The 24,056-nt window shown below is 65.3% G+C and carries 23 protein-coding genes; 14 read left to right on the forward strand and 9 right to left on the reverse strand.

Going from position 1 to position 24,056, the window contains the following annotated elements:
• The first annotated feature begins 273 nt into the window (after nt 1-273).
• Nucleotides 274-1,476, forward strand: coding sequence for an aspartyl protease family protein (locus tag SAB01S_RS12695; protein ID WP_013039112.1), 1,203 nt, complete (start codon nt 274-276; stop codon nt 1,474-1,476).
• Here SAB01S_RS12695 and SAB01S_RS12700 read toward each other — a convergent pair.
• Nucleotides 1,470-1,886, reverse strand: coding sequence for a MerR family transcriptional regulator (locus SAB01S_RS12700; RefSeq protein ID WP_004212867.1), 417 nt, complete (start codon nt 1,884-1,886; stop codon nt 1,470-1,472). The two genes, SAB01S_RS12695 and SAB01S_RS12700, sit on opposite strands and share 7 nt — an antisense overlap.
• A gap of 78 nt (nt 1,887-1,964) precedes the next feature.
• On the opposite strand from SAB01S_RS12700, the gene SAB01S_RS12705 reads away from it, so the two are divergent.
• The 12 genes from SAB01S_RS12705 (at nt 1,965) to SAB01S_RS12760 (ending at nt 15,863) form a co-directional block, all read left to right on the forward strand.
• Nucleotides 1,965-2,591 (forward strand): cation efflux transmembrane domain-containing protein, encoded by a 627-nt coding sequence (locus tag SAB01S_RS12705; protein ID WP_004212870.1) that lies wholly within the window; start codon nt 1,965-1,967, stop codon nt 2,589-2,591.
• On the forward strand, nt 2,591-4,558 hold the full coding sequence (locus tag SAB01S_RS12710; protein ID WP_004212871.1) for a cytochrome c/FTR1 family iron permease: 1,968 nt from the start codon (nt 2,591-2,593) through the stop codon (nt 4,556-4,558). The genes SAB01S_RS12705 and SAB01S_RS12710 overlap by 1 nt, the downstream gene beginning before the upstream one ends.
• 73 nt (nt 4,559-4,631) lie before the next feature.
• Nucleotides 4,632-4,928, forward strand: coding sequence for a hypothetical protein (locus SAB01S_RS12715; protein ID WP_007406840.1), 297 nt, complete (start codon nt 4,632-4,634; stop codon nt 4,926-4,928).
• A 60-nt stretch (nt 4,929-4,988) separates the two neighbouring features.
• The gene (locus tag SAB01S_RS12720) at nt 4,989-6,266 is read left to right on the forward strand and encodes a TolC family protein (RefSeq protein ID WP_013039111.1); all 1,278 of its coding nucleotides are present in this window, start codon (nt 4,989-4,991) and stop codon (nt 6,264-6,266) included.
• Nucleotides 6,266-7,444 (forward strand): efflux RND transporter periplasmic adaptor subunit, encoded by a 1,179-nt coding sequence (locus tag SAB01S_RS12725; protein WP_004212877.1) that lies wholly within the window; start codon nt 6,266-6,268, stop codon nt 7,442-7,444. The genes SAB01S_RS12720 and SAB01S_RS12725 overlap by 1 nt, the downstream gene beginning before the upstream one ends.
• 3 nt (nt 7,445-7,447) lie before the next feature.
• The gene (locus SAB01S_RS12730; RefSeq protein ID WP_004212878.1) at nt 7,448-10,693 is read left to right on the forward strand and encodes an efflux RND transporter permease subunit; all 3,246 of its coding nucleotides are present in this window, start codon (nt 7,448-7,450) and stop codon (nt 10,691-10,693) included.
• 53 nt (nt 10,694-10,746) lie between these two features.
• Nucleotides 10,747-11,235, forward strand: coding sequence for an SRPBCC domain-containing protein (locus SAB01S_RS12735; protein WP_013849881.1), 489 nt, complete (start codon nt 10,747-10,749; stop codon nt 11,233-11,235).
• Nucleotides 11,232-11,609 carry a hypothetical protein gene (locus SAB01S_RS12740; protein WP_009824022.1) on the forward strand — a complete coding sequence of 126 codons (378 nt, stop codon included), beginning with the start codon at nt 11,232-11,234 and terminating at the stop codon, nt 11,607-11,609. The genes SAB01S_RS12735 and SAB01S_RS12740 overlap by 4 nt, the downstream gene beginning before the upstream one ends.
• A gap of 47 nt (nt 11,610-11,656) precedes the next feature.
• Complete coding sequence (locus SAB01S_RS12745; protein WP_004212881.1) at nt 11,657-12,070, forward strand: hypothetical protein; 414 nt, start codon at nt 11,657-11,659, stop codon at nt 12,068-12,070.
• A 3-nt stretch (nt 12,071-12,073) separates the two neighbouring features.
• Nucleotides 12,074-12,760, forward strand: coding sequence for a ZIP family metal transporter (locus tag SAB01S_RS12750; RefSeq protein WP_004212882.1), 687 nt, complete (start codon nt 12,074-12,076; stop codon nt 12,758-12,760).
• Nucleotides 12,757-13,365 carry a cation efflux transmembrane domain-containing protein gene (locus SAB01S_RS12755; protein ID WP_004212885.1) on the forward strand — a complete coding sequence of 203 codons (609 nt, stop codon included), beginning with the start codon at nt 12,757-12,759 and terminating at the stop codon, nt 13,363-13,365. The genes SAB01S_RS12750 and SAB01S_RS12755 overlap by 4 nt, the downstream gene beginning before the upstream one ends.
• Entirely contained in the window at nt 13,362-15,863 is a 2,502-nt protein-coding gene (locus tag SAB01S_RS12760; protein ID WP_004212886.1) for a heavy metal translocating P-type ATPase, read from the forward strand. Before SAB01S_RS12755 ends, SAB01S_RS12760 begins: the two co-directional genes overlap by 4 nt.
• A 130-nt stretch (nt 15,864-15,993) precedes the next feature.
• Here the strand turns inward: SAB01S_RS12760 and SAB01S_RS12765 are convergent, their stop codons facing one another.
• From SAB01S_RS12765 to SAB01S_RS12800, 8 genes are all read right to left on the reverse strand, one after another.
• A complete protein-coding gene (locus SAB01S_RS12765; RefSeq protein WP_021224435.1) occupies nt 15,994-16,476 on the reverse strand; it encodes a c-type cytochrome in 483 nt (160 codons plus the stop codon).
• A 12-nt stretch (nt 16,477-16,488) separates the two neighbouring features.
• Complete coding sequence (locus tag SAB01S_RS12770; protein WP_021224436.1) at nt 16,489-17,724, reverse strand: molybdopterin-dependent oxidoreductase; 1,236 nt, start codon at nt 17,722-17,724, stop codon at nt 16,489-16,491.
• Between the two features lie 89 nt (nt 17,725-17,813).
• Nucleotides 17,814-18,965: a TDT family transporter gene (locus SAB01S_RS12775; protein ID WP_021224437.1), complete on the reverse strand. Its 1,152-nt coding sequence runs from the start codon at nt 18,963-18,965 to the stop codon at nt 17,814-17,816.
• Nucleotides 18,962-19,834, reverse strand: a complete 873-nt coding sequence (locus SAB01S_RS12780; protein WP_021224438.1) for a LysR family transcriptional regulator — start codon at nt 19,832-19,834, stop codon at nt 18,962-18,964. Before SAB01S_RS12780 ends, SAB01S_RS12775 begins: the two co-directional genes overlap by 4 nt.
• A gap of 337 nt (nt 19,835-20,171) precedes the next feature.
• Nucleotides 20,172-20,942, reverse strand: coding sequence for an anti-sigma factor family protein (locus tag SAB01S_RS12785; RefSeq protein WP_021224441.1), 771 nt, complete (start codon nt 20,940-20,942; stop codon nt 20,172-20,174).
• On the reverse strand, nt 20,939-21,448 hold the full coding sequence (locus SAB01S_RS12790; RefSeq protein WP_021224442.1) for an RNA polymerase sigma factor: 510 nt from the start codon (nt 21,446-21,448) through the stop codon (nt 20,939-20,941). Before SAB01S_RS12790 ends, SAB01S_RS12785 begins: the two co-directional genes overlap by 4 nt.
• A 1-nt stretch (nt 21,449) precedes the next feature.
• Nucleotides 21,450-22,889: a YncE family protein gene (locus tag SAB01S_RS12795; protein WP_021224443.1), complete on the reverse strand. Its 1,440-nt coding sequence runs from the start codon at nt 22,887-22,889 to the stop codon at nt 21,450-21,452.
• 1 nt (nt 22,890) lies between these two features.
• Complete coding sequence (locus SAB01S_RS12800; protein WP_228222241.1) at nt 22,891-23,274, reverse strand: DUF305 domain-containing protein; 384 nt, start codon at nt 23,272-23,274, stop codon at nt 22,891-22,893.
• 214 nt (nt 23,275-23,488) lie between these two features.
• On the opposite strand from SAB01S_RS12800, the gene SAB01S_RS12805 reads away from it, so the two are divergent.
• On the forward strand, nt 23,489-24,055 hold the full coding sequence (locus SAB01S_RS12805; RefSeq protein ID WP_004212894.1) for a recombinase family protein: 567 nt from the start codon (nt 23,489-23,491) through the stop codon (nt 24,053-24,055).
• The last annotated feature ends 1 nt before the right edge of the window (nt 24,056 follow it).

A 24,056-nucleotide genomic window follows, 5' to 3' on the forward strand; every position in this document is an offset into this window, starting at 1 on the left:
ATAGCGCGATCAGAATGCCGCCACTTAGCGCGAGCGTTTACACCGTTCGCGGTCCCGATCGGCCCAGCGTCCCCCGGAACCGTTCGTTATCGGGAAGGCATCTAAGCGGTCTGCACCATCCTTCATCTAAAGTTCTCCAAGCGCTTCTGAGGATTTTCGGGCGCACCAAAAGCACTTGCTCCTCCAGTGGCTGGAGCATGTAACCGCAATTTGCTCTCCTGCGGACGGGGGGCTGGAGGTGGCTTTTTGACGGCCCGTGTTGAAGCAATCGGTATGTCTCGACGCTCATTAGTGGCGCGGCTGGTGGCCTGTGGAACCGGCTTGGTGCTCGGTTCTCCAACGCTCGCGCGACAGACTTCCCGGTCTGCGGGCTCGTGGAACTTCGGTGCGGCTCACCTCGAATGGGAGCCGCTGGAAGTCGGCACGGGTGATACCCTCCTTGTTTCGGCACAAGTGCGCGGAGTGCCGGTGCGGGCGGTGCTCGACAGTGGCAGCGGCGCGTCGATCATGAGCACGGCGCTCGCGGCGAAGCTCGGCTTGAACGATGGTGAGCGGCGCATGATTAGCGGGCTGAGCGCCAAGGCCCCGGTGCTGCTGGTCCGCGACATCGACGTACAGCTCGCCCGCGAAACCCGTCGCTTACCCTTTGCCGTCGTTGGTGATCTGAGTTCAGTGTCGGCGGCCTTCGGACGACCGATCGATATCCTCCTCGGTGCCGATATGTTCACGGGTAGCTGCATCGCGCTCGATTTCGCGAAAAGGCGTATGGCGGTCGTCAAGTCAGGCACGTTTCTCGCCGGTCCCGACTGGCGCGCTGTCGCGCTCGGGCGCGGTGCCAAGCAGGAGCTGTTCATTCGAGCTTCCGTCTCGGGTTTGCCTCCCGTGCCCTTGATGATCGATCTTGGCAGCTCGGCCGCGCTGATGCTCTCGTCGGCCTATGCCCGCGATCAAGGGCTGTTGAACGGGAAGCTCGTCTCGACCGCGGCGATCGGCGGCGTCGATGGTGTGCGTATCAACGATGCTTTCACGATCCAGAACATCAACATCGAAGGGCTTGGCGTCTCGAACGTCCCCACACTCGGGATGAGAGCTTGGCTCTCCACCAGCACGGTTGGCAATGTCGGCCTACCGCTGATCGCTCAATTCGACGTGGTGTTCGACGTGACCGCCGGATTCGTGTGGCTCCGGCCACTCGGTCCTCGTCGTCGCCTGCCGATGCTGAAGGACCGTAGCGGCCTTGGCCTCGCAGCCTCACCAACGGCGCTCACCGTTGTTCATGTGGCGGCGAACAGTCCCGCGGAAAAGGCTGGCTGGGCGGTCGGCGACCGGATCGTGGCGGTGAACGGCCATTCGATCGATGCGAACTATACGCGTGGGGAGCTCTGGCAAGTGCGCTCCCGGCCTGCTGGCACCCTCGTAAAGCTGACGATGGCCTCGGGTGATGTGCGCGAGCTCAGGCTGGCCGATTATTATTGATCGGCTTGAGGGTGGCCTTTGCCGATCGCCTTCATGATCCGACAATCGGCCATGCGCGCCTTGGTGCAGCTCTGGCTGAGCATTGCCAACTCATCCCGCAACACCGCGAGTTGCGCCAGTCTCTCCTCCACATCCTTGAGGTGCTGAGCAGCGATAGCTGAGGCGGCACCACAATCCTGGTCCGGGTTCTGCGCCAGCCCCATCAACGAACGGATCTCGTCGACGGAGAAGCCAAGCCGGCGACCGTTGCGGATGAAGTGCAAACGCTCAATGTCACTGGCATCGTAGGTTCTGCGACCCGACGCCGTGCGAGGGGCGGATCGGAGCAACCCGATCGACTCATAAAAGCGGATCGTCGTCACCTTCGTCGAGGTCTCGCTGGCGAGCTGCCCAATCATCACCGGCTTCATCATGCCATCCTTGCTTATGCGAACGTGTCGCACATTTCGCTTGCTTCTACAGCGACTGGAGGTGGTAAGGAAGGCCGCATGAATGCTTCTACCGAAAGCTGCGGGTGCCACGGGGAGCCCGCGCGCGCGCAAACCGATCCGGCCTATCGCCGTGCGCTGCTGACCGTCGTGGTGCTCAACCTCGGCTTCGGAGTCGCCGAGCTGTTCGGCGGGTTCATCGCCGATAGCCAAGCGCTGAAAGCGGATTCCCTCGATTTTCTCGGGGACGGGTCGATCAGCCTTATCGGTCTTCTCGCGCTTGCCTGGTCCGCACGGGCGAGGGCAAAGGTCGCGCTGACGCAGGGGTTGTTTCTCGGTGCGCTTGGCGTGGGCGTAATCGGTTTCGCGATTTGGCGCGCCCTGAACGCAACCGCGCCCGATGCCGAACTGATGGGCACAATCGGCGTTGTCGCGCTCGCGATCAATGTCGTGTCCGCCTTGGTGCTTGCGCGTTTCCGGGAAGGGGACGCCAATGTTCGCGCGATCTGGCTGTTCAGCCGCAACGACGCGCTCGCCAACGTGGCGGTGATCGCCGCGGCCGGTCTGGTGGCGTGGACAGGAAGCGCCTGGCCGGACCTCGCCGTCGCCGGCCTCATCGCCCTCCTGTTCCTCCACTCCGCTTATGAAATCGTCACTGGCGCTCGGCGCGAATTGGGAGAGCGGTAGTGCGTCTGCTCGCGTTGATCCGGGCAATGCTCTCGTTGCGGCTGCTCTCCGCGCTCGCGGCGCTGCTGATCCCTGCTGCGGCAATCGCCGAACCCGGCGACGTGCAAACCGCATGGCGGCTGCTCGACTATATGGCCGTCGATTATGGCGGCGCGGTCGCCAACGGTCGGATCAAGAGCACGTCGGAATATGCCGAGATGACGGAGTTCGCCGCGTCGGTCTCGACACGGCTTCAGGGCCTGCCGGCGAAGCCGGAGCGTCAAGCCCTCATCCAGCGGGCTGCCAACCTCCAGGCGGTGATCGCGGAAAAGGGACCGACTGAACAGGTGGCAACATTGGCGCACGGGCTCGCGGCCGATCTGTTGCGCGCCTACCCGGTGCCGCTCGCGCCCGATAAGGCTCCGAACCTCGTCTCCAGCGATGCACTGTTCCGACAATCCTGCGCGTCCTGCCACGGGATGACGGGCAACGGCCGTGGCCCTGACGCCGCCAAGCTCGCTACGCCCCCGATTGCTTTCACCGATGCCGAGCGCGCGCGCCAGCGCAGCGTGTTCGCGCTCTATCAGGTGGTGACGCAAGGCATCGACGGGACCGCGATGCAGAGCTTCGCCGATCTGCCCAACGATCAGCGCTGGGCGTTAGCATTCCGAGCCGGGAGCTTCGCCTTCACGGATGCGCAGGCGCGCGAAGGCGAGCGGCTTTGGAAATCCGACCCGACCCTTCGCCGGCGCATTCCGGACCTGAAAACCCTGGTCGCGCTCACCCCGGCCGCGCTCGGCGCGGCGATCGGCGACGCCAAGGCTGACCCAGTGCTCGCGTTCCTGCGTCGTCATCCCGAACAGGTGATACAACAGGCTCCCGGCTCGCTCGCGGTCGCCCGCGCCAAACTCGCCGAAAGCGTGGCGGCTGCGCGGCGCGGCGATGCGCGCATGGCGAAAGAGCTGGCGCTGTCGGCCTATCTCGATGGGTTCGAGCCGATCGAGCCAACACTCACCGCGCGCGACGCGACGCTGATGGGTCGAATCGAGGGCGCGATGGGGGAGTTCCGCGCCTCGATCGACCGGGGCGCGTCGCCCGATGATCTCGCGGAGAAGGTCGCAGTACTGGGCGGCCTTTTCGACGATGCGGAAGCGGCGCTCGCGCCTGATGCCGCCACCGAAGCGTCCACGTTCCTGGGCGCGTTCACGATCCTGCTGCGTGAAGGGCTCGAAGCCCTGCTCATCGTTGTCGCCATGATCGCGTTCCTGCGTAAAGCCGAGCGCGGCGAGGCGCTGCGGTACGTGCATGGCGGCTGGGTCAGCGCGATCATCGCGGGCGGGATCACCTGGGCGGTCGCCACCTATGCGATCGGGATCAGCGGTGCGAGCCGGGAGCTGACGGAAGGGTTTGGCTCGCTGTTCGCCGCGGTCGTGCTGCTCTCGGTCGGGATTTGGATGCACGGCAAGGCGCAGGCCGATCAGTGGCAGCGCTATATTCGCGAGAAGATGTCGCGGGCGCTCTCGGGCGGGTCGGGCTGGTTCCTGTTCGGGCTGGCGTTCGTCGTAGTTTATCGCGAGGTCTTCGAGACGATCCTGTTCTATGCCGCGCTTTCGGCGCAAGGTGACAACGGGATGCTTCTCGCGGGGGCCGGGTCGGCGATTGGACTGCTCAGCCTGATCGCTTGGGCCATGCTTCGCTACAGTCGCAAGCTGCCGATCGCGCAGTTCTTCCGCTATAGCTCCTGGCTCATGGCGGTCCTGACCGTCGTGCTGGCGGGTAAAGGCGTCGCCGCGCTCCAGGAAGCCGGCCTTATCAACATCGCACCGCTCGCGGACGTGCCACGGCTGTCGATGCTCGGCGTGTTTCCCACTTGGCAATCGGTGCTGGCGCAACTCCTGATGGCGGTCGCCATTGCGGTCGGGTTCGCCTGGAACGGGCGCGACCGATCCCGCTCGGGTTCCGGCTCAGTGACCCTTGGTTCGAATTAGTGCAATGACATGAAAACCCTTCCGTGATAGAGGCAAGCTAGTGCGAGCCTTTTTGCCTTTCCTGACATGCCTGATGCTGGTCCTGACCAGCTTCTCCGGCATGGCCCATGCCGCCGATCTGGCGGGGGGAAGCATCGCGGGCGTTGAGTTCACGGTCCATACCGCCGGTGACATCGATCAGGTGCCATCGGACTCGGACAAGAATGTCCCGCATCATCACAATTATTGTCACGGACACGACGTCGGCGCGCCTGCGCGCACGACGATGGAATATACCCCCGTCCTCACAGTGCCCAAGCCGACAATCTCCGCCTCTGCGTCGCTCGACGGCCGCACCGGCATGGTCCATTTGAGGCCCCCCCAAGCCTGACGTCCGATTTGGGCGTGCGTTGGCGCGCCCCTGTCGATCATCGTCAGGAGTCCTATTTTCATGAATCGTATCCTCGCGGCCATGCTGGCCGCAGCGTCTTGCGCCACGATGGCGCAGGCGCAGGTCGGACCGTCCGCGCCTGTTGCGCAGGATGCGCCGGTCTACACGCTTGACCAAGCGGTCAGTGCAGCGGGCGGTTCGGCCCCTGCTGCGGAAGCGGCGACAGCTGGAATCGACGCGGCCCGTGCAGGTCGCACAGTCGCCGGCTTGCGGCCCAATCCGGTGGTTCAAGGCCAAGTCGAGAATGTCATCGGCTCCGGGCCGTATCGGGGGGTCCGCAGCGCGGAAACCACGGTCGGCTTTGCGATCCCGATCGAGCTAGGCGGCAAGCGCGGCGCCCGCGTCGCGGTCGCCAATGCGCAATTGTCCCGGGCCGAGATCCAGGCCGCGATCATCGCGGCGGATGTCCGGCTTCAGGTAACGCAGCTCTATGTCGAAGCGGTCGCGGCCGATCGCCGGGTAATGACAGCCCGCGATCAGGCCCGGATCGCCAGCGATGCGCTGCGGGCCGCGAGCGTTCGCGTGCAGGCAGGGCGGGCATCGCCACTCGAGCAACAGCGCGCGGATGTCGCGCGTATCAATGCCGACGCCAATGTGGAGCGGCAGCTTCGCTTGGCCGAGGCGGCCCGCGCCAATCTGGCGCGTCGGATCGGACGGCCGATCGACGGCCTGCTCGATGACACGCTGCTCGATCGCCTTCCCGATGTGAACGTCTATGGGCCGTTGGCACCGGTCAACACGACCGGCACACTCGCGCTGGCGGCAGCCAACGCGGATTTCTCCATTGCCGAAGCCGGCGTGCGGCTCGCGCGCGCCAATCGCGTGCCTGACCTGAACGTCGGGCCGTCGATCCGCCGCCTGGAAGCGACCAACGACATGGCGGCGGTGTTCAGCGTGTCGATCCCGATCCCGGTGTTCAACAATGGTCGCGCCGCGATTGCGCAGGCGACCGCGCAGCGGACCCAGGCGGATGCGCAGCGCCGCGTGACCGCGCTCGACATCGAACAGGCGATCACGGACGCGCAGGCGCAGGCGGCCAATGCCGCAACGACGGCTCGTGCGGCGTCGGGGCCGGCGCTGGCGGCTGCACAGGAGGCCGCCCGCATCGCGCGGATCGGCTATCGCGAGGGCAAGTTCGGCCAGCTCGAATTGCTCGATGCTGAACGCACGCTCGCCGAAACGCGGGTCGCCGCGATCGACGCGCTTGCCAATTACCAGAATGCCCGCGCGCAAGTGGAGCGACTGACCGCTCGTGCGCCCAATGGGGGGAATCAGTGATGAAGAGCTTTTATCTCGCGGGCGCGGCGTCGCTCGCCCTGCTCTTGGCTGCCTGCGGCGGCAAGGATGGCGGAAACGAGGCAACTGCCGAAGGCGCAGCTGCCAATGAGACGGCAGCGGGCACGGAAAAGGGCGGTGCTGAAGGCGGTCATGCCGGTGAAGGCGTCGTCACATTGGGTGCCGACCAGATCGCCACAGCGGGCGTCCAGGTCGGACGGCCGATCATCGGCGGGGCCGGGACGATCGAGCTGCCCGCGATCATCGAGGGCGACCCACAGGGAACGCAGGTCGTCTCGGCCGCAATTGCGGGACGCGTGGTCGCGCTCACCCGTAACCTCGGCCAATCGGTCGGACGCGGCCAGACCATTGCGGTCATCGAAAGCCGCGAGGCGGCGCAGATCAAGGGCGAGGTCGAGGCGGCGCGGGCGCGGCTTCAGCTCGCTAATTCGAACCTCGCGCGCGAACAGCGGCTGTTCGCGCAGAGAGTCTCCCCTGAACAGGATCTGATCGCCGCCCGCACAGCGGCGACGGAGGCGCGGATCGCCCTGACGCAGGCGCAGAGCATGGTTTCGGCGGCGGGTGTCGGCGGCGGCGGGCTCAACCGGCTCGGCATTGCCGCGCCGATCTCGGGCCAGATCATTGCGCGCCCCGTGACGCTGGGACAAACGGTCGCGGCGGATGCCGAACTCTATCGCATCGCCAACCTGAGCCAGGTGTCGATCGCGCTTAATCTCAAGCCCGAGGATGCGGGCCGGGTGCGTCCCGGCAATACGGTGCTGGTGAAGGCGGCAGGCCGTCAGGCGACCGCCCGCGTGACCTTCGTGTCGCCGGCGCTTGATCCGCAGACGCGGCTCGTGCCTGCGCTCGCCACCCTCGACAATCGCGGTGGCGAATGGCGGGTCGGCGAGCCTGTGACGGCAGCCGTGCAGCTGACGGGCAGCGGCGGGAGCGGGGCGGTCCGCGTGCCGACGACGGCGGTCCAGAGTTTCGAGGGCAAGTCGGTCGTGTTCGTGCGCACGCCCACCGGCTTCAAGGCGACCCCGGTCCAGCTCGGCGATGCGTCGGGCGACACGGTGATCGTCCGGTCGGGCCTGACCGGCAACGAACAGATCGCCACCACCGGAAGTTTCACGCTCAAGGCCGAGATCGGCAAGGGCGAAGCGAGCCACGAGGATTAAGCCATGATCGCCCGTATCGTAACCTGGGCGGTCGAGAAGCGCTGGCTAGTCCTGCTCCTCACCGTCATCGTCGCCGCCATCGGCGCCTTTTCCCTCTACCGGCTACCGATCGACGCGGTGCCGGACATCACCAACAATCAGGTCCAGATCAACGTCCGCGCGCCTGCCCTCTCGCCCGAGCTGGTCGAGAAGCAGGTGTCGTTTCCAATCGAAACCGCGCTCGCCGGCACCCCCGGCCTGGAATATACGCGCTCGTTGAGCCGCAACGGCTTCGCGCAGATCACGGCGGTCTTTTCGGACGCGACGGACATCTATTTCGCCCGCCAGCAGGTGGGCGAGCGTCTGCGGGGCGTGCAAGAGAATCTGCCCGACGGCGTGAACCCTGAAATGGGTCCGATCGCGACAGGCCTGGGCGAGGTGTACATGTACACCGTTCGTCTCGATCATCGCGAGGACGACAAGCACAAGCCCGGTGAACCGGGCCAACAGCCCGATGGCAGCTACATCACGCCAGAGGGCGAGCGACTGACGACCGAAGAGGACAAGGCGACCTACCTGCGCACCGCGCAGGACTGGATCGTGACGCCGCTTCTGAAGACCACACCGGGCCTCGCCGGTGTCGACTCGATTGGCGGTTACGCCAAGCAGTTCCTCGTCGTGCCCGACGTGCAGAAGCTGGCCTCGCTCGGCATCACGCTGACGGACCTGGGAAATGCGCTGGAGCGCAATAACACCAGCGTCGGCGGTGGCTTCGTCAATCGCAATGGCGAAGGTCTGGCTGTTCGCTCGGATGCGCTCGTTCGCAATGCCAGCGAGTTGGCCAGGACCGTGATCGCGACACGTAACGGCGTGCCGATCACGGTCGAACAAGTTGCGACTGTGAAGACGGGTCAGGCGATCCGCATGGGTTCGGCATCGGAGAACGGTACCGAAGTCGTCGTCGGCACGGCGATCATGCGGATCGGCGAGAACAGCCGCATCGTGTCGACCGCGGTCGCTGAGAAACTGAAGACGATCAACGCTTCGCTGCCTCCTGACGTCGTAATTCAGCCGGTGCTGAACCGCACCGAGCTGGTCAATTCGACGATCAAGACGGTCGCGAAAAACCTGTCCGAAGGCGCGGTGCTGGTCATCGTCGTGCTCTTCCTGCTGCTCGGCAACTTCCGTGCGGCCCTGATCGCGGCGTTGGTCATCCCGATCACCATGATGCTGACAGGCTTTGGTATGCTGCGCGCTGGGGTCTCGGCCAATCTGATGAGCCTTGGGGCTTTGGACTTCGGTCTGATCGTCGACGGCGCCGTCATCATTGTCGAAAACGCGCTGCGCCGGCTTGCCGAGCAACAGCATCATGAAGGCCGATTGCTCAGCGTCAAGGAACGGCTCGCGACCGTGGCAGCCGCTGCGCGTGAGATGATCCGTCCCTCTGTGTACGGGCAGGCAATCATCATCCTCGTCTACGTACCGCTGCTCACGCTGACCGGCGTGGAGGGTAAAACGTTCGGACCGATGGCGCTGACCGTCATCATCGCGCTCGCCTTCGCCTTCATCCTCTCTCTCACCTTCGTGCCGGCGATGATTGCGATCTGGCTGTCGAAGAAGGTCGAGGAGAAGGACGGCCGCATCATCACGTGGCTGAAGAAGCGCTACGAACCCGGTCTCGACCGGGCCATGAAGCGCCCGACGCTGACGATCGGTGCGGGTGTGGGAAGCCTTGTGGTGGCGGCGCTTGCTTTCACTACGCTCGGCTCGGTGTTCCTGCCGCAGCTCGACGAAGGCGATTTGCTGATCCAGTCGCTCCGCATTCCGGCAACGTCGGTCCAGCAGAGCCAGGCGATGCAGGTGCCGATCGAGCGGATGATGTCGAAGCAGCCGGAGGTGCAATTCGTCTATTCCAAGACGGGCACCGCCGAGCTGGCGGCCGACCCGATGCCGCCGAACGCGACCGACATGTTCGTCATCCTGAAGCCGCGCAAGGATTGGCCGGATCCTGAGCTTCCCAAGGAGGAGCTGGTCAGCCGGATCGAGGGTAATCTCGCGAAGATTCCGGGAAATGCCTACGAGATCACCCAGCCCATCCAGATGCGCTTCAACGAGCTGATCGCCGGCGTGCGCGGCGACATCGCGGTGAAGGTGTTCGGGGACGACTTCAACCAGATGAACCGGACGGCCGAGCAAATCGCGGCGGTGCTGCGCAGAACGCAAGGCGCAGCGGACGTGAAGGTGGAGCAGACGACCGGTCTTCCCATGCTCGACATTCGCGTCAACCGCGACGCGATGGCGCGGTTGGGCGTTACGGCTCAGGATGTGCAGGACACCGTGACTGCGACGATCGGCGGGCGAACATCGGGCCAGATCTTCGAGGGCGACCGTCGCTTCCCCGTGGTGATCCGCCTGTCGGAGGCGCAGCGTGCCGACATCGGCCTGCTCCAACAGGTGCAGGTGCCGGTGGCAGGCGGCGGCTATGTACCGCTGTCCAGCGTCGCCGAGATCAAGGTGGTCGATGGTCCGAACCAGATCAGCCGCGAGAACGGCAAGCGGCGCGTGGTGGTGCAAGCCAACGTGCGTGGCCGCGACGTCGGATCCGTCGTGGCGGATGCGCAGGCGGCGATCGGCAGCCAACTCCGGCTGCCTGCCGGCACCTATCTCGAATGGGGCGGCCAGTTCGAGAACCTCCAATCGGCAAGCGAACGGCTGAAGCTGGTCATTCCGGCTTGCTTCATTTTGATCCTGCTGCTCCTCTACGGGGCGTTGGGATCGGTCCGCGACGCCGCGATCGTGTTCACCGGCGTGCCTTTCGCGCTGGTGGGCGGCGTCCTGTTGCTGTTCCTGCGGGGCATGGACTTCTCGATCTCGGCGGCAGTGGGCTTCATCGCCCTCTCGGGCATCGCGGTCCTCAACGGCCTCGTCATGGTCAGCTCGATCCAAGATCTGATCCGATCAGGGATGAGCCGCGAGGAAGCCGCGCATGTTGGCGCGATGCAGCGTCTGCGACCCGTCATCATGACCGCGCTAGTCGCCAGCCTCGGCTTCGTGCCGATGGCGCTGGGCGAAGGCGCCGGCGCAGAGGTTCAAAAGCCTTTGGCGACGGTCGTCATCGGCGGTCTGATCTCGGCGACGCTTCTTACGCTGTTCGTGCTGCCGACACTCTATGCCCGGTTCGGGCAGAAAGTGATCGAGAAACCCGAGCACTACAATGAGGAGCATGAAGGGGACGACCACGGTCAGACCTTCGTGAACAACTTGGCCTGATGGATGGGCGGGGCGATCCGCGATCGCCCCGCCCATCTCTGGGAGATGGGGATATGCCTCGCACCATAACCAGCTCGATGCTTCACGGCGGGCCACTGCGCATCTGGTCGGCACTCACCGATCCGGATCATCGCCGGGCGTGGAGTCCGCTCGTATTTCTCGATGATCCGTCCCGGCTCGGCGACACAGAATGCACCTTTGCGATCCAGGGCATCACCCGGCCAATTCGGACGCCAGCACGGATTGATCGATTCGATAAACCGCACGCCTTCGCTTGGTCCTGCGGCATCCCCTATCTGTTCACGCTCGAAGAGCGGTACGAGCTGGCGGGGGACGATGGCGGCACCAGGCTAACGCATAGCTGCACGCTGCGCGGGGCGCTCTCCCTGCCGTTCGCGGCGATGATGTTGCGCCGCCTGCGATCCCTGATGGTCGAATCTGACGATCGCCTCGCAACCTATCTCCGCTGGCGGGTAGGTCAGCCTGCCCGGGCTATCAATCGTCAGCGCGTCCCCTTCCGCTGCAGGAGGAAGGCGCGATGATGATGCACTGTAAGCGGGTGCTGCCCGCCGTCATCCTCGTTGTCGGGCTCGCGGCGTGCTCGGAAAGAAAGCCGCCAGCCCCGCCAACGGAGCAGCAGATCCATTCGTCCGACAGCGCCGTGGCGACCGGGGAAATGGGGCGGCATAGATATCGCTGTTCCGACGGGGAACCGCTGTTCGTCGATTACAAGGACAACGGCCTGCAGATCGATTTGCGGCGCTCCAACGGGGGACCGCCGATGATGCTGACCGCGCCAGCGCAGGGCCTGCAATATGTCGGCGAAACAGCCACCGCGACCTTCAAGGGGTCGCAGCTCACCATCGTGGAAGGCGATGGCCGTACCCGGATCTGCGAGCAGGAAGGCACGCGATGAACTGCCCTGCCTTCGAACGCCACAGGGCGCTTCGTCGGAAGAGACCGATGTCTGACACGTCGATTTCAAATGTGACAACCTTGTGCGGCCTGAATCGGGCCGGTCTGGCGATCGCGCGCCTCGGCGTCGTTCTCGTCTCCGGGGCGGTTATAGGGGCGTGTAATCCAGCGCCGACCCAGCCTACCGAGCCGGCGCATGAAAAGCATCTGACGTCGAAACTAATCGCGCAGCGCATCATGTACTGCGACGACGGCACACGCGCCGATGTCGACTTCATCGATGACGGCTTGAAAATGGCCGTCACCTGGCTGCCGAAGGGCAGGACCGAGATCCTGCGCGCGCAGCGAACCGGTGACGAGTTTCGCGGCGACCATTCGCGGGCTGTCGTGGCGGGCGGATCGATCGCGTTCACGCGACGCGGGAAGATCCGCGTCTGCCACCGAACCCCGGAGGAGTCCTAGGAAATGCAGGCACTGCTCTATACGCTTGCGCCTGTGCTGGCGGTCGTGCTCGGCGCGATTGTCGCGAGCCGCACCAAGTTGAAACCTGGCCTCGTGGCGGGCCTACAGCATCTCGCTGCCGGCGTCGTGTTCGCGGCGGCAGCGACCGAAATCCTGCCGCAGGTCAAGCATGAGGCATCGCCCAGCGCGACGTTGATCGGCGGGGCGGCGGGCGTCGCGACCATGCTGGGGCTCAAGGCTCTTGAGGCCCGCTTCAAGGGGCCGATGGCGCTACTCGCCGCGATCGGCATCGACATTCTGGTCGACGGCCTGGTGCTCGGCCTCGCTTTCGTGGCGGGCGAGAAGGCAGGTCTCCTGCTGACGATCGCGCTCACTCTGGAAGTGTTATTTCTGGGACTGACGCTGACCGACGAGCTGGCGGAAACCTATCGCTCGCGCTTGCGCATCATCGTGATCGTCTCGGCATTGGCCCTGCTGCTGCCGATCGGCGCGCTCGCTGCCGTGCCGGTCGCCGCGCTGTCGCCGGTGATGATCGCCGGCTTCCTCAGCTTCGGGCTGATGGCGCTGCTCTACCTCGTCACGGAGGAGTTGCTGGTCGAGGCGCACGAGAAACCCGACACCCCGCTCATCAGCTCGATGTTTTTCGTCGGCTTCCTGGCCCTGCTGACACTTGAGGAGATGATGGGATGATCCCGGGCAACGACAACAATGGCGGGCAGGAGCGCCGCACACTGTGGATCGTCCTGCTGCTGAACGCGGCGATCGCTGCGGGCTTCTTCGTTTCCGGCTTCTTCGCGGACTCGAGCGCGCTGATCGCCAACGGCGTCGACAACCTGTCCGATACGGCTGTGTATGCGCTGAGCCTTGTGGCGCTCACCCGGGGCCAGACATGGAAGACACGCGCCGCGGTCGCTTCGGGCGTCATGCTGCTGATCTTCGCGGGCGGCATCTTGATCGATGTCGGACGGCGCTACGTGCAGGGCAGCGAGCCCATCGGACCTACCATGATGGTCATGTCCGCGATCGCCGGCGTCGTGAATTACCTCTGCCTGCGGCTGCTCCAGCGCCTCAAGGATCCGGACGTCAATCTCCGGGCCGCAACCACCTTCAGCTTCAACGACTTCATTTCCAACGGCGGCATCCTGATCGCCGGCGTGCTGGTGCTGTGGTTGGGTACCAATTGGCCGGACCTGCTGGTCGGCTTCGCCACCGCCATCATCGCCATCAAGGGCGGTGTCGAAATCCTGCGCGACGCGCGCGCCGAAACCAAGAAAAGCGAAAGGAGGTCGTCATGAACGACAAGCTCGAACTCGACATTCCAGTGTTGTTGCCGGACCTTCCTGACGCGGCCGATGCCTGCCTGGACCGTCTCGTATCAACCCTGTCAAAGCGCGAAGGTGTCGAGCGGGCGCATGTGATCTGTCTCGACGGCAACACGCCAGCGGCGCTGTGCATCCATTTCGATGCCGCCAAGCTGCCGCTGCCACGGTTGCGCGAAATGGTGCGCGCCGCAGGTGCCGAAATCACCGAGCGCTACGGCCATGCGATCTGGCAGGTGACGGGGATCAACCACGAACGTCGGGCGCGCACGGTCAGCGATGCGCTGTGCGCCTTGCCCGGCGTGGTCCAGGCAAGCGCCAGCACCAGCGGGTCTGTCCGGGTCGAATATGATCGCCGCGAAACCACCGAAGAGGAGGTGCGCGCTGCGCTTCGCAAGCTGAAGGTGAGGGTGGGCAAGCGGGTCGCTGCCGATGAACATGCCGGCCACGACCACGGCCCCGGGGGCCACGGCGCGGGCGAAGAGAAGCACGGCCCCGGCGATGGCCACGACCATAGCCACGCCGAATTTCTCGGCCCCAATACCGAGCTGATCTTCGCGCTCGCCTGTGGCGCGCTGCTGGGGATCGGCTACGCGATCGAGAGGCTGGTCGCTGGCGCGCCCGAATGGCTGCCGACCGCCTGCTATATCGCAGCCTATTTCTTCGGCGGATTCTTCACGCTGCGCGAGGCGATCGACAACCTCCGGATGAAGAAGTTCGAGATCGACACGCTGATGTTGGTCGCTGCGGCCGGCGCCGCTGCGCTGGGCGCATGGGCCGAAGGTGCGCTGCTGCTGTTCCTGTTCAGCCTCGGCCATGCGCTTGAGCATTATGCAATGGGCCGCGCCAAGAAGGCGATCGAGGCGCTGGCGAAGCTCGCGCCCGAAACCGCGACCGTGCGACGCGGCGGGCAGACCAGCGAAATCCCGGTCGAGCAGATGGTCGTCGGGGACATTGCCATCGTCCGCCCGAACGAGCGCCTGCCTGCCGACGGCTTCGTCATCAAGGGCACCAGCGCGATCAACCAGGCCCCGGTCACGGGTGAAAGCATCCCGGTCGACAAGGTGCCGGTCGCAGATGCCGCAGCGGCACGCGCCAAGCCCGATGCAGTCGACGCGGAAAGCCGGGTTTTTGCTGGTACGATCAACGGCGGCGGCGCGATCGAGATCGAGGTGACACGCCGTTCCAATGAAAGCGCGCTTGCCAAGGTCGTGAAGATGGTGAGCGAAGCGGAGACGCAGAAGTCGCCGACGCAGCGCTTCACCGACCGGTTCGAACGGATCTTCGTGCCCGCCGTCCTGGTCCTGTCAGTGCTCCTGCTGTTCGCATGGGTGGTCGTCGACGAGCCGTTCCGCGACAGCTTCTATCGCGCGATGGCGGTGCTGGTGGCGGCAAGCCCGTGCGCGCTCGCGATCGCAACGCCGAGCGCGGTCCTGTCGGGCGTTGCCCGTGCAGCGCGGGGCGGCGTGCTCGTGAAGGGCGGTGCACCGCTCGAAAACCTCGGGTCGCTCAAAGCGATCGCTTTCGACAAGACGGGCACGCTGACCGAAGGTCGTCCGCGCATCACTGATGTCGTGCCCGTCGATGGCGCCGATGAAGGCGAGTTGCTGGCGCTGGCTGTCGCCGTCGAAGCGTTGAGCGACCATCCCCTGGCCCAAGCGATCGTCAAGGACGGCCGCGAACGTCTGAACGATCGTGCCGTGCCGACTGCCGGCGACCTCAAGAGCCTGACCGGTCGGGGCGTCACCGCGAGCGTGGATGGCGAGACGGTGTGGATCGGCAAGGCCGAGATGTTCGGAAGTGAGGGCATTCCGGCGCTGGGGCAGGGCGCGCAGGACGCAATCGCGAAGCTGCGCGAGAACGGCCGCACGACAATGGTGGTCCGCAAGGGGGACCGCGACCTGGGCGCGATCGGCCTGATGGACACGCCTCGCGAAGCTGCCAAGACCGCGTTGCGTCGGCTGCACGAGATGGGCGTGTCGCGGATGATAATGATCTCCGGCGATCACCAGAAAGTCGCCGAAGCGATCGCCGACGAAGTCGGGATCGACGAAGCGTGGGGCGACCTCATGCCCGAAGACAAGGTTGCCGCGATCAAGAAGCTCGCCGGCGAAGACAAGGTCGCGATGGTGGGCGACGGCGTGAACGATGCGCCGGCGATGGCAAGCGCCACGGTCGGCATCGCGATGGGCGCGGCGGGGTCGGACGTTGCGCTGGAGACAGCCGACGTGGCGCTGATGGCCGACGATCTGGCGCACCTGCCATTCGCAGTCGGTCTTAGCCGCCATACCCGTGGAATCATCCGGCAGAACGTCTTCGTCAGCCTGGGTGTCGTCGCCTTCCTGGTGCCTGCTACCATCCTCGGCCTCGGCATTGGGCCAGCGGTGGCGGTTCATGAGGGATCGACGCTGCTCGTCGTCATCAATGCGCTCAGGCTGCTCGCCTACCGCGATCCGGCAGGGAAGGCGGCATGAAGTGGCTGATCGCCTTCGACCTCGACGGCACGCTTGCCGAGAGCAAGCGGCCGTGGCTGTTGAAAAAGTCCTACTGAAGGCTGCCGATCGTCTGTCGAAATCGCCTTTTTAGATTATGCGAGAGGTTTGCTTATCCGGTTCCACCTGAGACATCAGGAGCCACCTTGGGGTCGGGATCCTGTGCCTTGCCGGTTGCGGGTGCCGCTTTCTGGCTCGGCATAGCGGTGAGATAAGCAACGATCGCGTCAACGTCCTTCTCGGCCACCGGCGCCTTGTACACCTCACGCATCTTGGTGACGGTCGCCTTCCACTGGTCCGCCGATAGCGCAGGCTGAGTTAGCGCCATGCTGGCCGAGTGGCACGAAGTGCAGTTGGCGTTGATGACGTCGGCGTGCGGACCATCGGGGTAGGTAGCGTCATCGACCGGCAGGTCGACGCTGGTCGAGGCGAGCGAAAAGCCGCGGGCTGAGACGCTGGTGGGCGGTGCCGGCTCGGATGTCTCGGAGATCGGGGCAGGCGCCTTGCGGCTGCTCGGCGCCCCGATCGAGACGAGGATAATGCCGGTCAGGCCGATCAGGCCAGCGGCCATGATGCCGGGAGACGGGGTCTTCATGCTACTCGCTCCTCAGGCCGCGATGATGGTGGTGGTCTCGATATTGCCGCGCATGAACCCGCCCGGGTTCCAGATCGGCTTCATCGGCTGGGCGACACCGTTGGTGTTCCAGCAGCGCACCATGATCGGGTTGGCACCGCGTCGCAGCGGCACGCGACCATCCCACCGACGGAAGCTGTACCTGCCCTCGTCCGCTCCGAGCGTCGTCCTGTACCAGGTGCGGCCTCCGTCCGACGATACATCGACCTTGGCGACGCCGCAGTCGCCGCCCATCGCGATGCCGCCGACCGGGATCGATGCCTCATAGGCTATCGTCTGGCCATCGGGCAGGCTGGTCATCCAGCTGCGCGGGATCATGCGGTTGATGGGGACAGTCGGGAAGTCTCTGGCGCCGGGCGCGACATTCGCGCCCGGCGTCGCGGGGATCTTGTAGGCCTTGGCCATCCAATACTGGTCGTCGGGGCCGGGCAGTACCTCGATCGAGTTCAGCATCTTGACCCAATAGGTCGAGTACCAGCCCGGCACGATCAGCCGGCAGGGAAAGCCATTGAGGAGCGGCAGCTGCTCGCCGTTCATGCCGAAGGCGATCATCACTTCGCCGTCGCGGGCATGGTCGATGTCGAGCGCCTTCTCAAAGTCAGGGGCGCCCGCCACGACCGGTTGATCGAGCGCACCGAAGCGCACCTGCACCGCGCCTGTCTTGACCCCGGCGAGGTCGAGCACGTCGCGCAGGCGCACACCGAGCCATTTGGCATTGCCCATCGCGCCGTTGCCCCATTGCGCGCCGGCAACACGTGGCTGGAACAGCCCACGGCTGTTTCCCGAGCATTGGTTGACCGCCGCCATCTCGACCCGCGGCAGGCGCAGCAGCTGGGCGAGGCTGATCGACAGCGGTCGGTTGACGTGGCCGAAGACGTTGAGGCGGAAAGTCTCGACATCGATCGAGGTCGGGATGTCGGCCCAGTGCCAGCGGACGAAGAACTGGTCGTTGGGCGTGAACACCGACTTGTCGAACACGTCCATCGGCGTTTCCAGCAAGGGCGGATGGACACGCTGGAGGATCATGCTGCCCTTGCCGGGAAAGGCGCTGGTCATCGGCCGTTCGGCATTGCCGCCAGGCAGCTTCAGGTCGACGAGCTGCTGCGCCAGTGCCGGCGCGGCGGCAAGGCCGGCGGTACCGAGCGCGGCATGCCTGAGAAAGCGGCGACGGCTGGTCTCACTCGCCAGTTCGGCGTCGAAATTGTCCATGACAAGGCTCTCCTGTGGCCAGCCACGCTGGCGGATCGAAGGGGCGTTTCGCAAGTGATCGGACCGACTGATCCGATCATCATGGCGGATCAGTTCGGGGTGGCGATGCAGGGTGAGACGAACAGGTTGCCGCGCCATGCGCCGGCCAGCGTCTTGGCGCCGACGAGCAGCCACATCGCCGCAAGCGCGACTGTCAGCACCGTGCCGACGAAACCGAAGAAACCGAGGTTCAGCGTCGTGCCTAGGCGTAAGGTGGCGACGGTGTAGACGCCGAGCGGAAAGGTATAGCCCCACCAGCCCAGGTTGAACGGGACGCCGGCGCGCCAGTAGCGGATGGTGATGAGCGTCGCGAGCGCCAGCCACCACAGGCCGAAGCCCCACAGGCAGAGTCCGGCCACAACGCCGATCCCTTGCGCGACGGCACCGATACCGGCCAGCCCGTGCGCCGCGAGGATAGCCGGCGCGTCCGCCCCGAGCACCAGCATGCCCAGAGCACCCGTGCCGATCGGTCCCAGCGCCAGCCAGGAGGACGCCGCCATGCTCTCCTGCGGCAGTTTGTGGAGCGCCATGCGCAGGATGAGGATGGCGAGGATGCCGAACGCGACCGGCACCGAATAGGCCCACAGCACATAGGAGGTCGCAAGCGTGACGAGCTGCGCGTGAGGATCGGCCAGATGCGGCGCGAGCAGCCCGCCGCTGGCGCCCGCCACTTCGGCAGCGACGACCGGCAGCAACCATACCGCGGTCATGCCGTCCAGGCTGTGCTCGTGACGGGTGAACATCATGTACGGGATCAGCACGCCACAGGCGAGCGACATGGCGGCGTCGATCCACCACAGGACGTGTGCGACCGGTACGATGCCATTCCCGAACCGTGCGATGCCGAAGGCGAGGCAGCCGTTGATGATCGTCGCGAGGCCCATCGGGATGGTGCCGATGAACATCGACACGGTGTTATGCCCGAAGATGCGCCGCGCCTCGTGCCCGAACATCACCCAGCGCGCGCCATAAAGGCCGGCGAACAGCGCGAAGAGTGCGATATTGAAGAACCACAACACCTCGCCGACGGGTTTAAGCGAAGGCCCGATGCCGGGCACCTGCGGCAGCGCGAGCGCGAGGATACCGGTGCCCATCGTCGCGGCGAACCAGTTGGGCGTGAACTGACGAATCATCTCGCGGGGATGATCGAGCCGGCTGAGCGGCTTGAGGCCGCTGAGAACGGAGTGCGTGTCGGCAGTCATGCGACCTGCTCCTTGATGAGGTCCGTCAGCGCGTCGGCCGCGCGGGTGCGATAGCGTTCCTTGTGGCGCAGCGCGTGAAAGGCGCGGTCGGGCAGCCCGAGCGGCAGCTCGACAAGGTCACCGGCCTTGAGCGCGCGCGCGACGACCAATCGCGACAAGACGGCAACGCCGGCACCCGCCTCGACGGCGGTGCGCACCGCCTCGTTGGACGGCAGCGTCATCGCTATCGTCAGCTGGGCCGGATCAAACCCGCGCGTTCGCAGCACGTCCTCGAAGGTCGAGCGCGTACCCGATCCCAGCTCACGGACGATCCAGCGTTCAGTGCGCAGCCAGTCCTCGTCGACGCGCCCGGTGTCCTCGCGGCCGACCAGCACCATCGGATCACGCCCGACATGCCAGTGGGCGAGCGCCGGTTCGTCCACCTCGCCCTCGACGAAACCGAGCTCCGCCGCGCCGCTCAGGACCTGCGCTGCCGCACCTTCGGTGTTGTCGATCGCCAGTTCGACCGCGATCTGCGGGTGGCGTTCGTGGAAGGCGGCTAGCTTTGCCGGCAACCAGTAGCTCGCGATCGTCTGGCTGGCGACGATCCGCAATGAACCACGGGCAAGCCCGGCATAGTCCGCCAGCATCGTCTCGGCATGCGCTGCCCGCCCCAGCACCGCGCGCGCTTCCTCCAGAAAGCCGCGGCCTGCTTCGGTCAGCTGGATGCCACGCCCGACGCGGTGAAACAGAGGAACCCCGTAGCGCGCTTCGAGGGCAGCAATCGCGCCGGAGGCAGCGGACTGCGTGACGTTCAGCACCTCCGCTGCCTTGGTGACGTGTTCGCGCTCCGCGACACCGACGAAGATTCTGAGCTGCTCCAGGGTCATGCAGCATATATCGCGTACTTAGATCGATACGACCAACCGTTTGATATGGTCATTCCAATCTGGATATCGGAATGATCGGCAGCCTTTCGTCTGCGATGGTCTCGAAGACTTGGAGCGTTAGGCGGGCCTGCGACGTTTGATCGTCCATGACCGCTCATCACTGGCGGGGTGATCCTTGCGATGCTCGTCCTGTTCGTCGGCGCGCCGCTGGAACGCCACATCCGCGAGCGAGCCCGCCTGACGCCGGCCGAGGCCGCCAGGAAGGATGCCGAGCGCAAGCCCTGATCGCGCTGGCCCGCCCGGTGCCTGTCGGCGCTGAGGAGCAGCAAGGGCGCTATCAGGACACCAGCGCCGCATCGGCCTGCCGCCGGACTTCATCGGCAATCGGATGCAGCTCGGCCGCAGGCCGCTCGCCCACCACACTATAGCCGATCCCGTCGACTGCCCATGTGACCCGGCCCATGGTCCCGCTGGACGTGCTGGTCATGCTCGCAGTCTTGTCGATCTGCATAGGCCTCGTCAGCACCGCGAGTTTCGACGCTTGCGGTCCGTCGTAGAGGAGCAGTGCCGCAGGGCCGTGAGGCGTCGCGACCAGTCGCCCCCCACCATAGCGATAGCCGGCTGTGCTGAGGTCCGGGATGGTGACGCGCTCACCCAAACGGGCGGAGGTCCATCGGATCAGCATGGCGCGCTGATCCGGACCGATCTCCGCCGGTCGTATCCGGTCGGCGGCATAGACACGGAAATTGTCACTCGCCTCGTTGGCCAGCGCCGCGATGCCTGCGCGGGGTTCACCGCTCCACTTCGCGCTCGACCAACCACCGCCAAACCCGACCGCCAGCAGAAGTGACGCGGCGATGGCGAATTGCCATCGCGGCTGACGTTGCCGCCCCCTGATGGCTGCGACGCGCATCGTCGCCGGGATCGGTTCATCCGCGATCGGGGCAAACAGGGATGCAAGGGCTCGCGCCTGCTCCGCCTGTTCCCGCAAACGGGCATGCAGGTCCGGCTGGCCTTCAAGATAGGCGTCGACCAGGCGCTGCCGCTCGGGCGACAGCCTGCCATCGATCCATGCGGCCAGATCGTCCTCGCCGATCGGGCTGGTCATTGCACGCTCCTCAATCGCGGCCGTTCACCCTCCCGGAGGAGGGTCGCCAGTCGGTCGCGCGCCCGGGATATGCGCGACATCACCGTGCCCAGCGGCACGCCGACAACGGCAGCGACCTCCGCATAGGGCAGGCCCTCGACCGATACGAGGAGCAGCACCGTTCGCTGCTCCTCGGGCAACGCATCAAGGGCGCGCAGCAGGTCGCGGTGGTGTAGGCCTGTTTCCTGATCGGCCGGACGGCCGAGCGTGGCGTCGTCCACGAGGTGGAGCGGAACCGCTGTGCCTCGCCGGCTATGCTGCCGCTGATGGTCGACCAACAGATTGTGCAGGATCGTATAGACCCATGGGCGCACCTCCGCCCCGCGTCGTTGTCGCCAGCGCCCGACCGCGCGCTCGAGACAATCCTGCACCACGTCATCTGCCATTGCCCGATCGCGCAACCACGACCGGGCATAGCGGCGCAGACCGGGGATCAGGGGCTCGATCGCGGCGGCAAGCGGGTCCATGTCAGTCGCGCTGTACCTGCACGATGCGTCCCGGCGCGCCGTTCACCACCTCAGCGACCGCCAGAAAACGGCGGGGCGTCGCGGTGCTGCCTTGAACGATCTGCCGGATCGGACCCGACGCGTTGACGATCGCCGCACCCGCCGGGTTGCTCATGAAGTTGGCAAGCGGCTCTACAGCGCCGCTACCATCCGCGTTGGCGGTCAGCACGAGCATGTAGGGCTTCTTGGGCTGCAAACCGGTAACGGCACTCTGCACGACCTGAATGATGCCTTGGTCGAAGAGGGTGATGCTGCTTGCCGCACCCTTGCCGCCGATCGGCCCCATAGTCAGATGCAACGCCTTGCCGGCCGTGCCGAGCGGCTGGAGATTGTCGGTGCCGGGGCCTGTCGGAACAGCGTTCGGCACATAGGCGATCGCCTGCGGTGCCTGTCCGACCGGCACGGTAGCGACGACCGTGTTGCCAGCGGTGTCGATCGCGGCCAGCTCATCGGCATTCTCCAGCCCGACATAGATGCGCCGACCGTCGCCGGACGGCCAGACACCGTGCGGCATCTTGCCGACTGGAATGGTTGCCACCAGCGTGAAGTCGGACGTGCGGAACACCTTCACCGCATTCTCCCCGCCGACCGTCACATAGGCGAACTGCCCCTTGGCCGTGCGGGCGAAGTTGACGTGATTGGTGATCGGCCCGGTATCCAGCACCTTGAGGATTGTGAAGGGTGGCCTGGCATCGAATGCGACCGTCTTGCCGATGTCCTTTAGCGTAAACCACGCCTGCTTGCCGTCCGGCGTCGCGGCGATGTTGGGGCAGAATGGGCTCGGCTGCGCCACCTGTCCGACCTGTGCGTGGGTTGCGACATCGAACACGGCCAGCACCGGATTGAACGAGGAACAGACATAGCCGTATCGCCCATCGGGCGAGAAGATCGTCATACCCGGACCACCGGGCGTCTTGATGCGGCCGGTTTCCTTGTACGTCGCGGGATCGAGCACGGCGATATAGTCCTCGCCGCGAACGGTGACCCAGACCTCCTTTCCGTCCGGCGTGAAGAACGCCTCGTGCGGACTGCGCCCGACATAGGTCGTGTGTTTGACCGTGTTGGTGGCGGTGTCGATCCACGACACGGCATTCGATCCGATCGACACGACCGCCAAGGTCTTCCCGTCCGGCGAGAAGCCCAGGCCGTGGACCAGCACTTGTCCCTTGTAGAGCGGGGAGAAGTTCATCGGCTGCGGATCGCCGAGCTTGATGACGCCGAGCAGCCGGTTGTCGGCAGGGTCCGTCACCGACACCGTGTTGGAGAATTGTTCGGACGCATAGACGCGGTCGCGGTGGCTGACGGGCATGTCCTTGGCGTTCCACGGCGCCTGCTGCGCCATGGCGAGGCCCGGTGCGGCGCTCATCAGCAAGGCGGCCGAGCGCAGGATGGTCCGGATCATGTCAGTGCTCCATAGGGCTGTGGTGGTCGCCGCCCTGCGTCGGGGCCGGCGTCGAAGGCGGTAGCGGCTGACCGATCGCCAACTTCATAGCGGCAATCTCCTGCTGCTGATCGATGATGATCTCCTGCGCGATGCGCTTGAGCTGCTCGTTATGGCCGTAGCGCAGCTCCGCCACTGCCATATCGATCGCACCCTGATGATGCGGGAGCATCATCGTGACGAAGTCGCGGTCGACGTTGCCGGACGGCTTGACCATCATGCCCGCCATCATCCGGTCCATCGCGGCAGCCACCATGCTGGCGTAACCACCGGCAGGGGCGGCCGCGACTGCGCCTGTGAGCAGGGCCGAAGCAGTCAGACCGAGCATCCAATATCGTCTACGCATAAGCCTCCGGCGCATCAGTCCTGAAAGCATAGACGACGCTCGTCCGGGTTTATTCCATGGGTGAGCCGGTTATCAGCCTTCCCGATTGGGAACCTCCAACGGGACGACCGTGACCGACACAAAAATCCGCTGTATGCCCGCCGGGGCTTTCCCAAAATATGTTCCCGAAATATGAGTCCCGAAATTCGCTGTTTGAGATGGGATAACGGGACTCATGCTGGTTGGTTATGCGCGTGTCTCGACCTCCGACCAGGACCTGACGCTACAAACCGATGCGCTGACCAAGGCTGGCTGTGAAAAGCTGTTCACCGACAAGGTGAGCGGCGCGAAGCTGAACCGTCCCGGTCTGACCGAAGCTCTCAATTTCGTGCGGGCCGGTGACACGCTGGTGATATGGAAGCTCGATCGCCTTGGCCGATCGATCGGGGGCCTGATCGAACTGGCGGCGGACTTGTCCGCTCGGAAGATTGATTTCCGGTCCCTGACGGACGGGTTCGACACGGCAACCCCATCGGGCCGTCTGCTGTTCCATATCCTCGCTTCTGTCGCGGAGATGGAGCGCGAACTGATAAAGGAACGGACGATTGCCGGTTTGGCAGCGGCACGGGCCAAGGGCGGCACGGGCGGAGGCCGCAAGTCGGTCATGACGCCTGACATGCTCGATACCGCCCGCAAGCTGCTCAAGGCTGGCGACAAACCGGCGAAGGTCGCGAAGCTGCTCCAGGTCGGCCGTTCTACCTTCTATCGCCACTTCCCTGCGGCCGAGCGCGAACCCGGCTAAC

Origin of the sequence: Sphingobium abikonense NBRC 16140, from assembly GCF_001598335.1 — a bacterium.
GTDB lineage: Bacteria > Pseudomonadota > Alphaproteobacteria > Sphingomonadales > Sphingomonadaceae > Sphingobium > Sphingobium abikonense.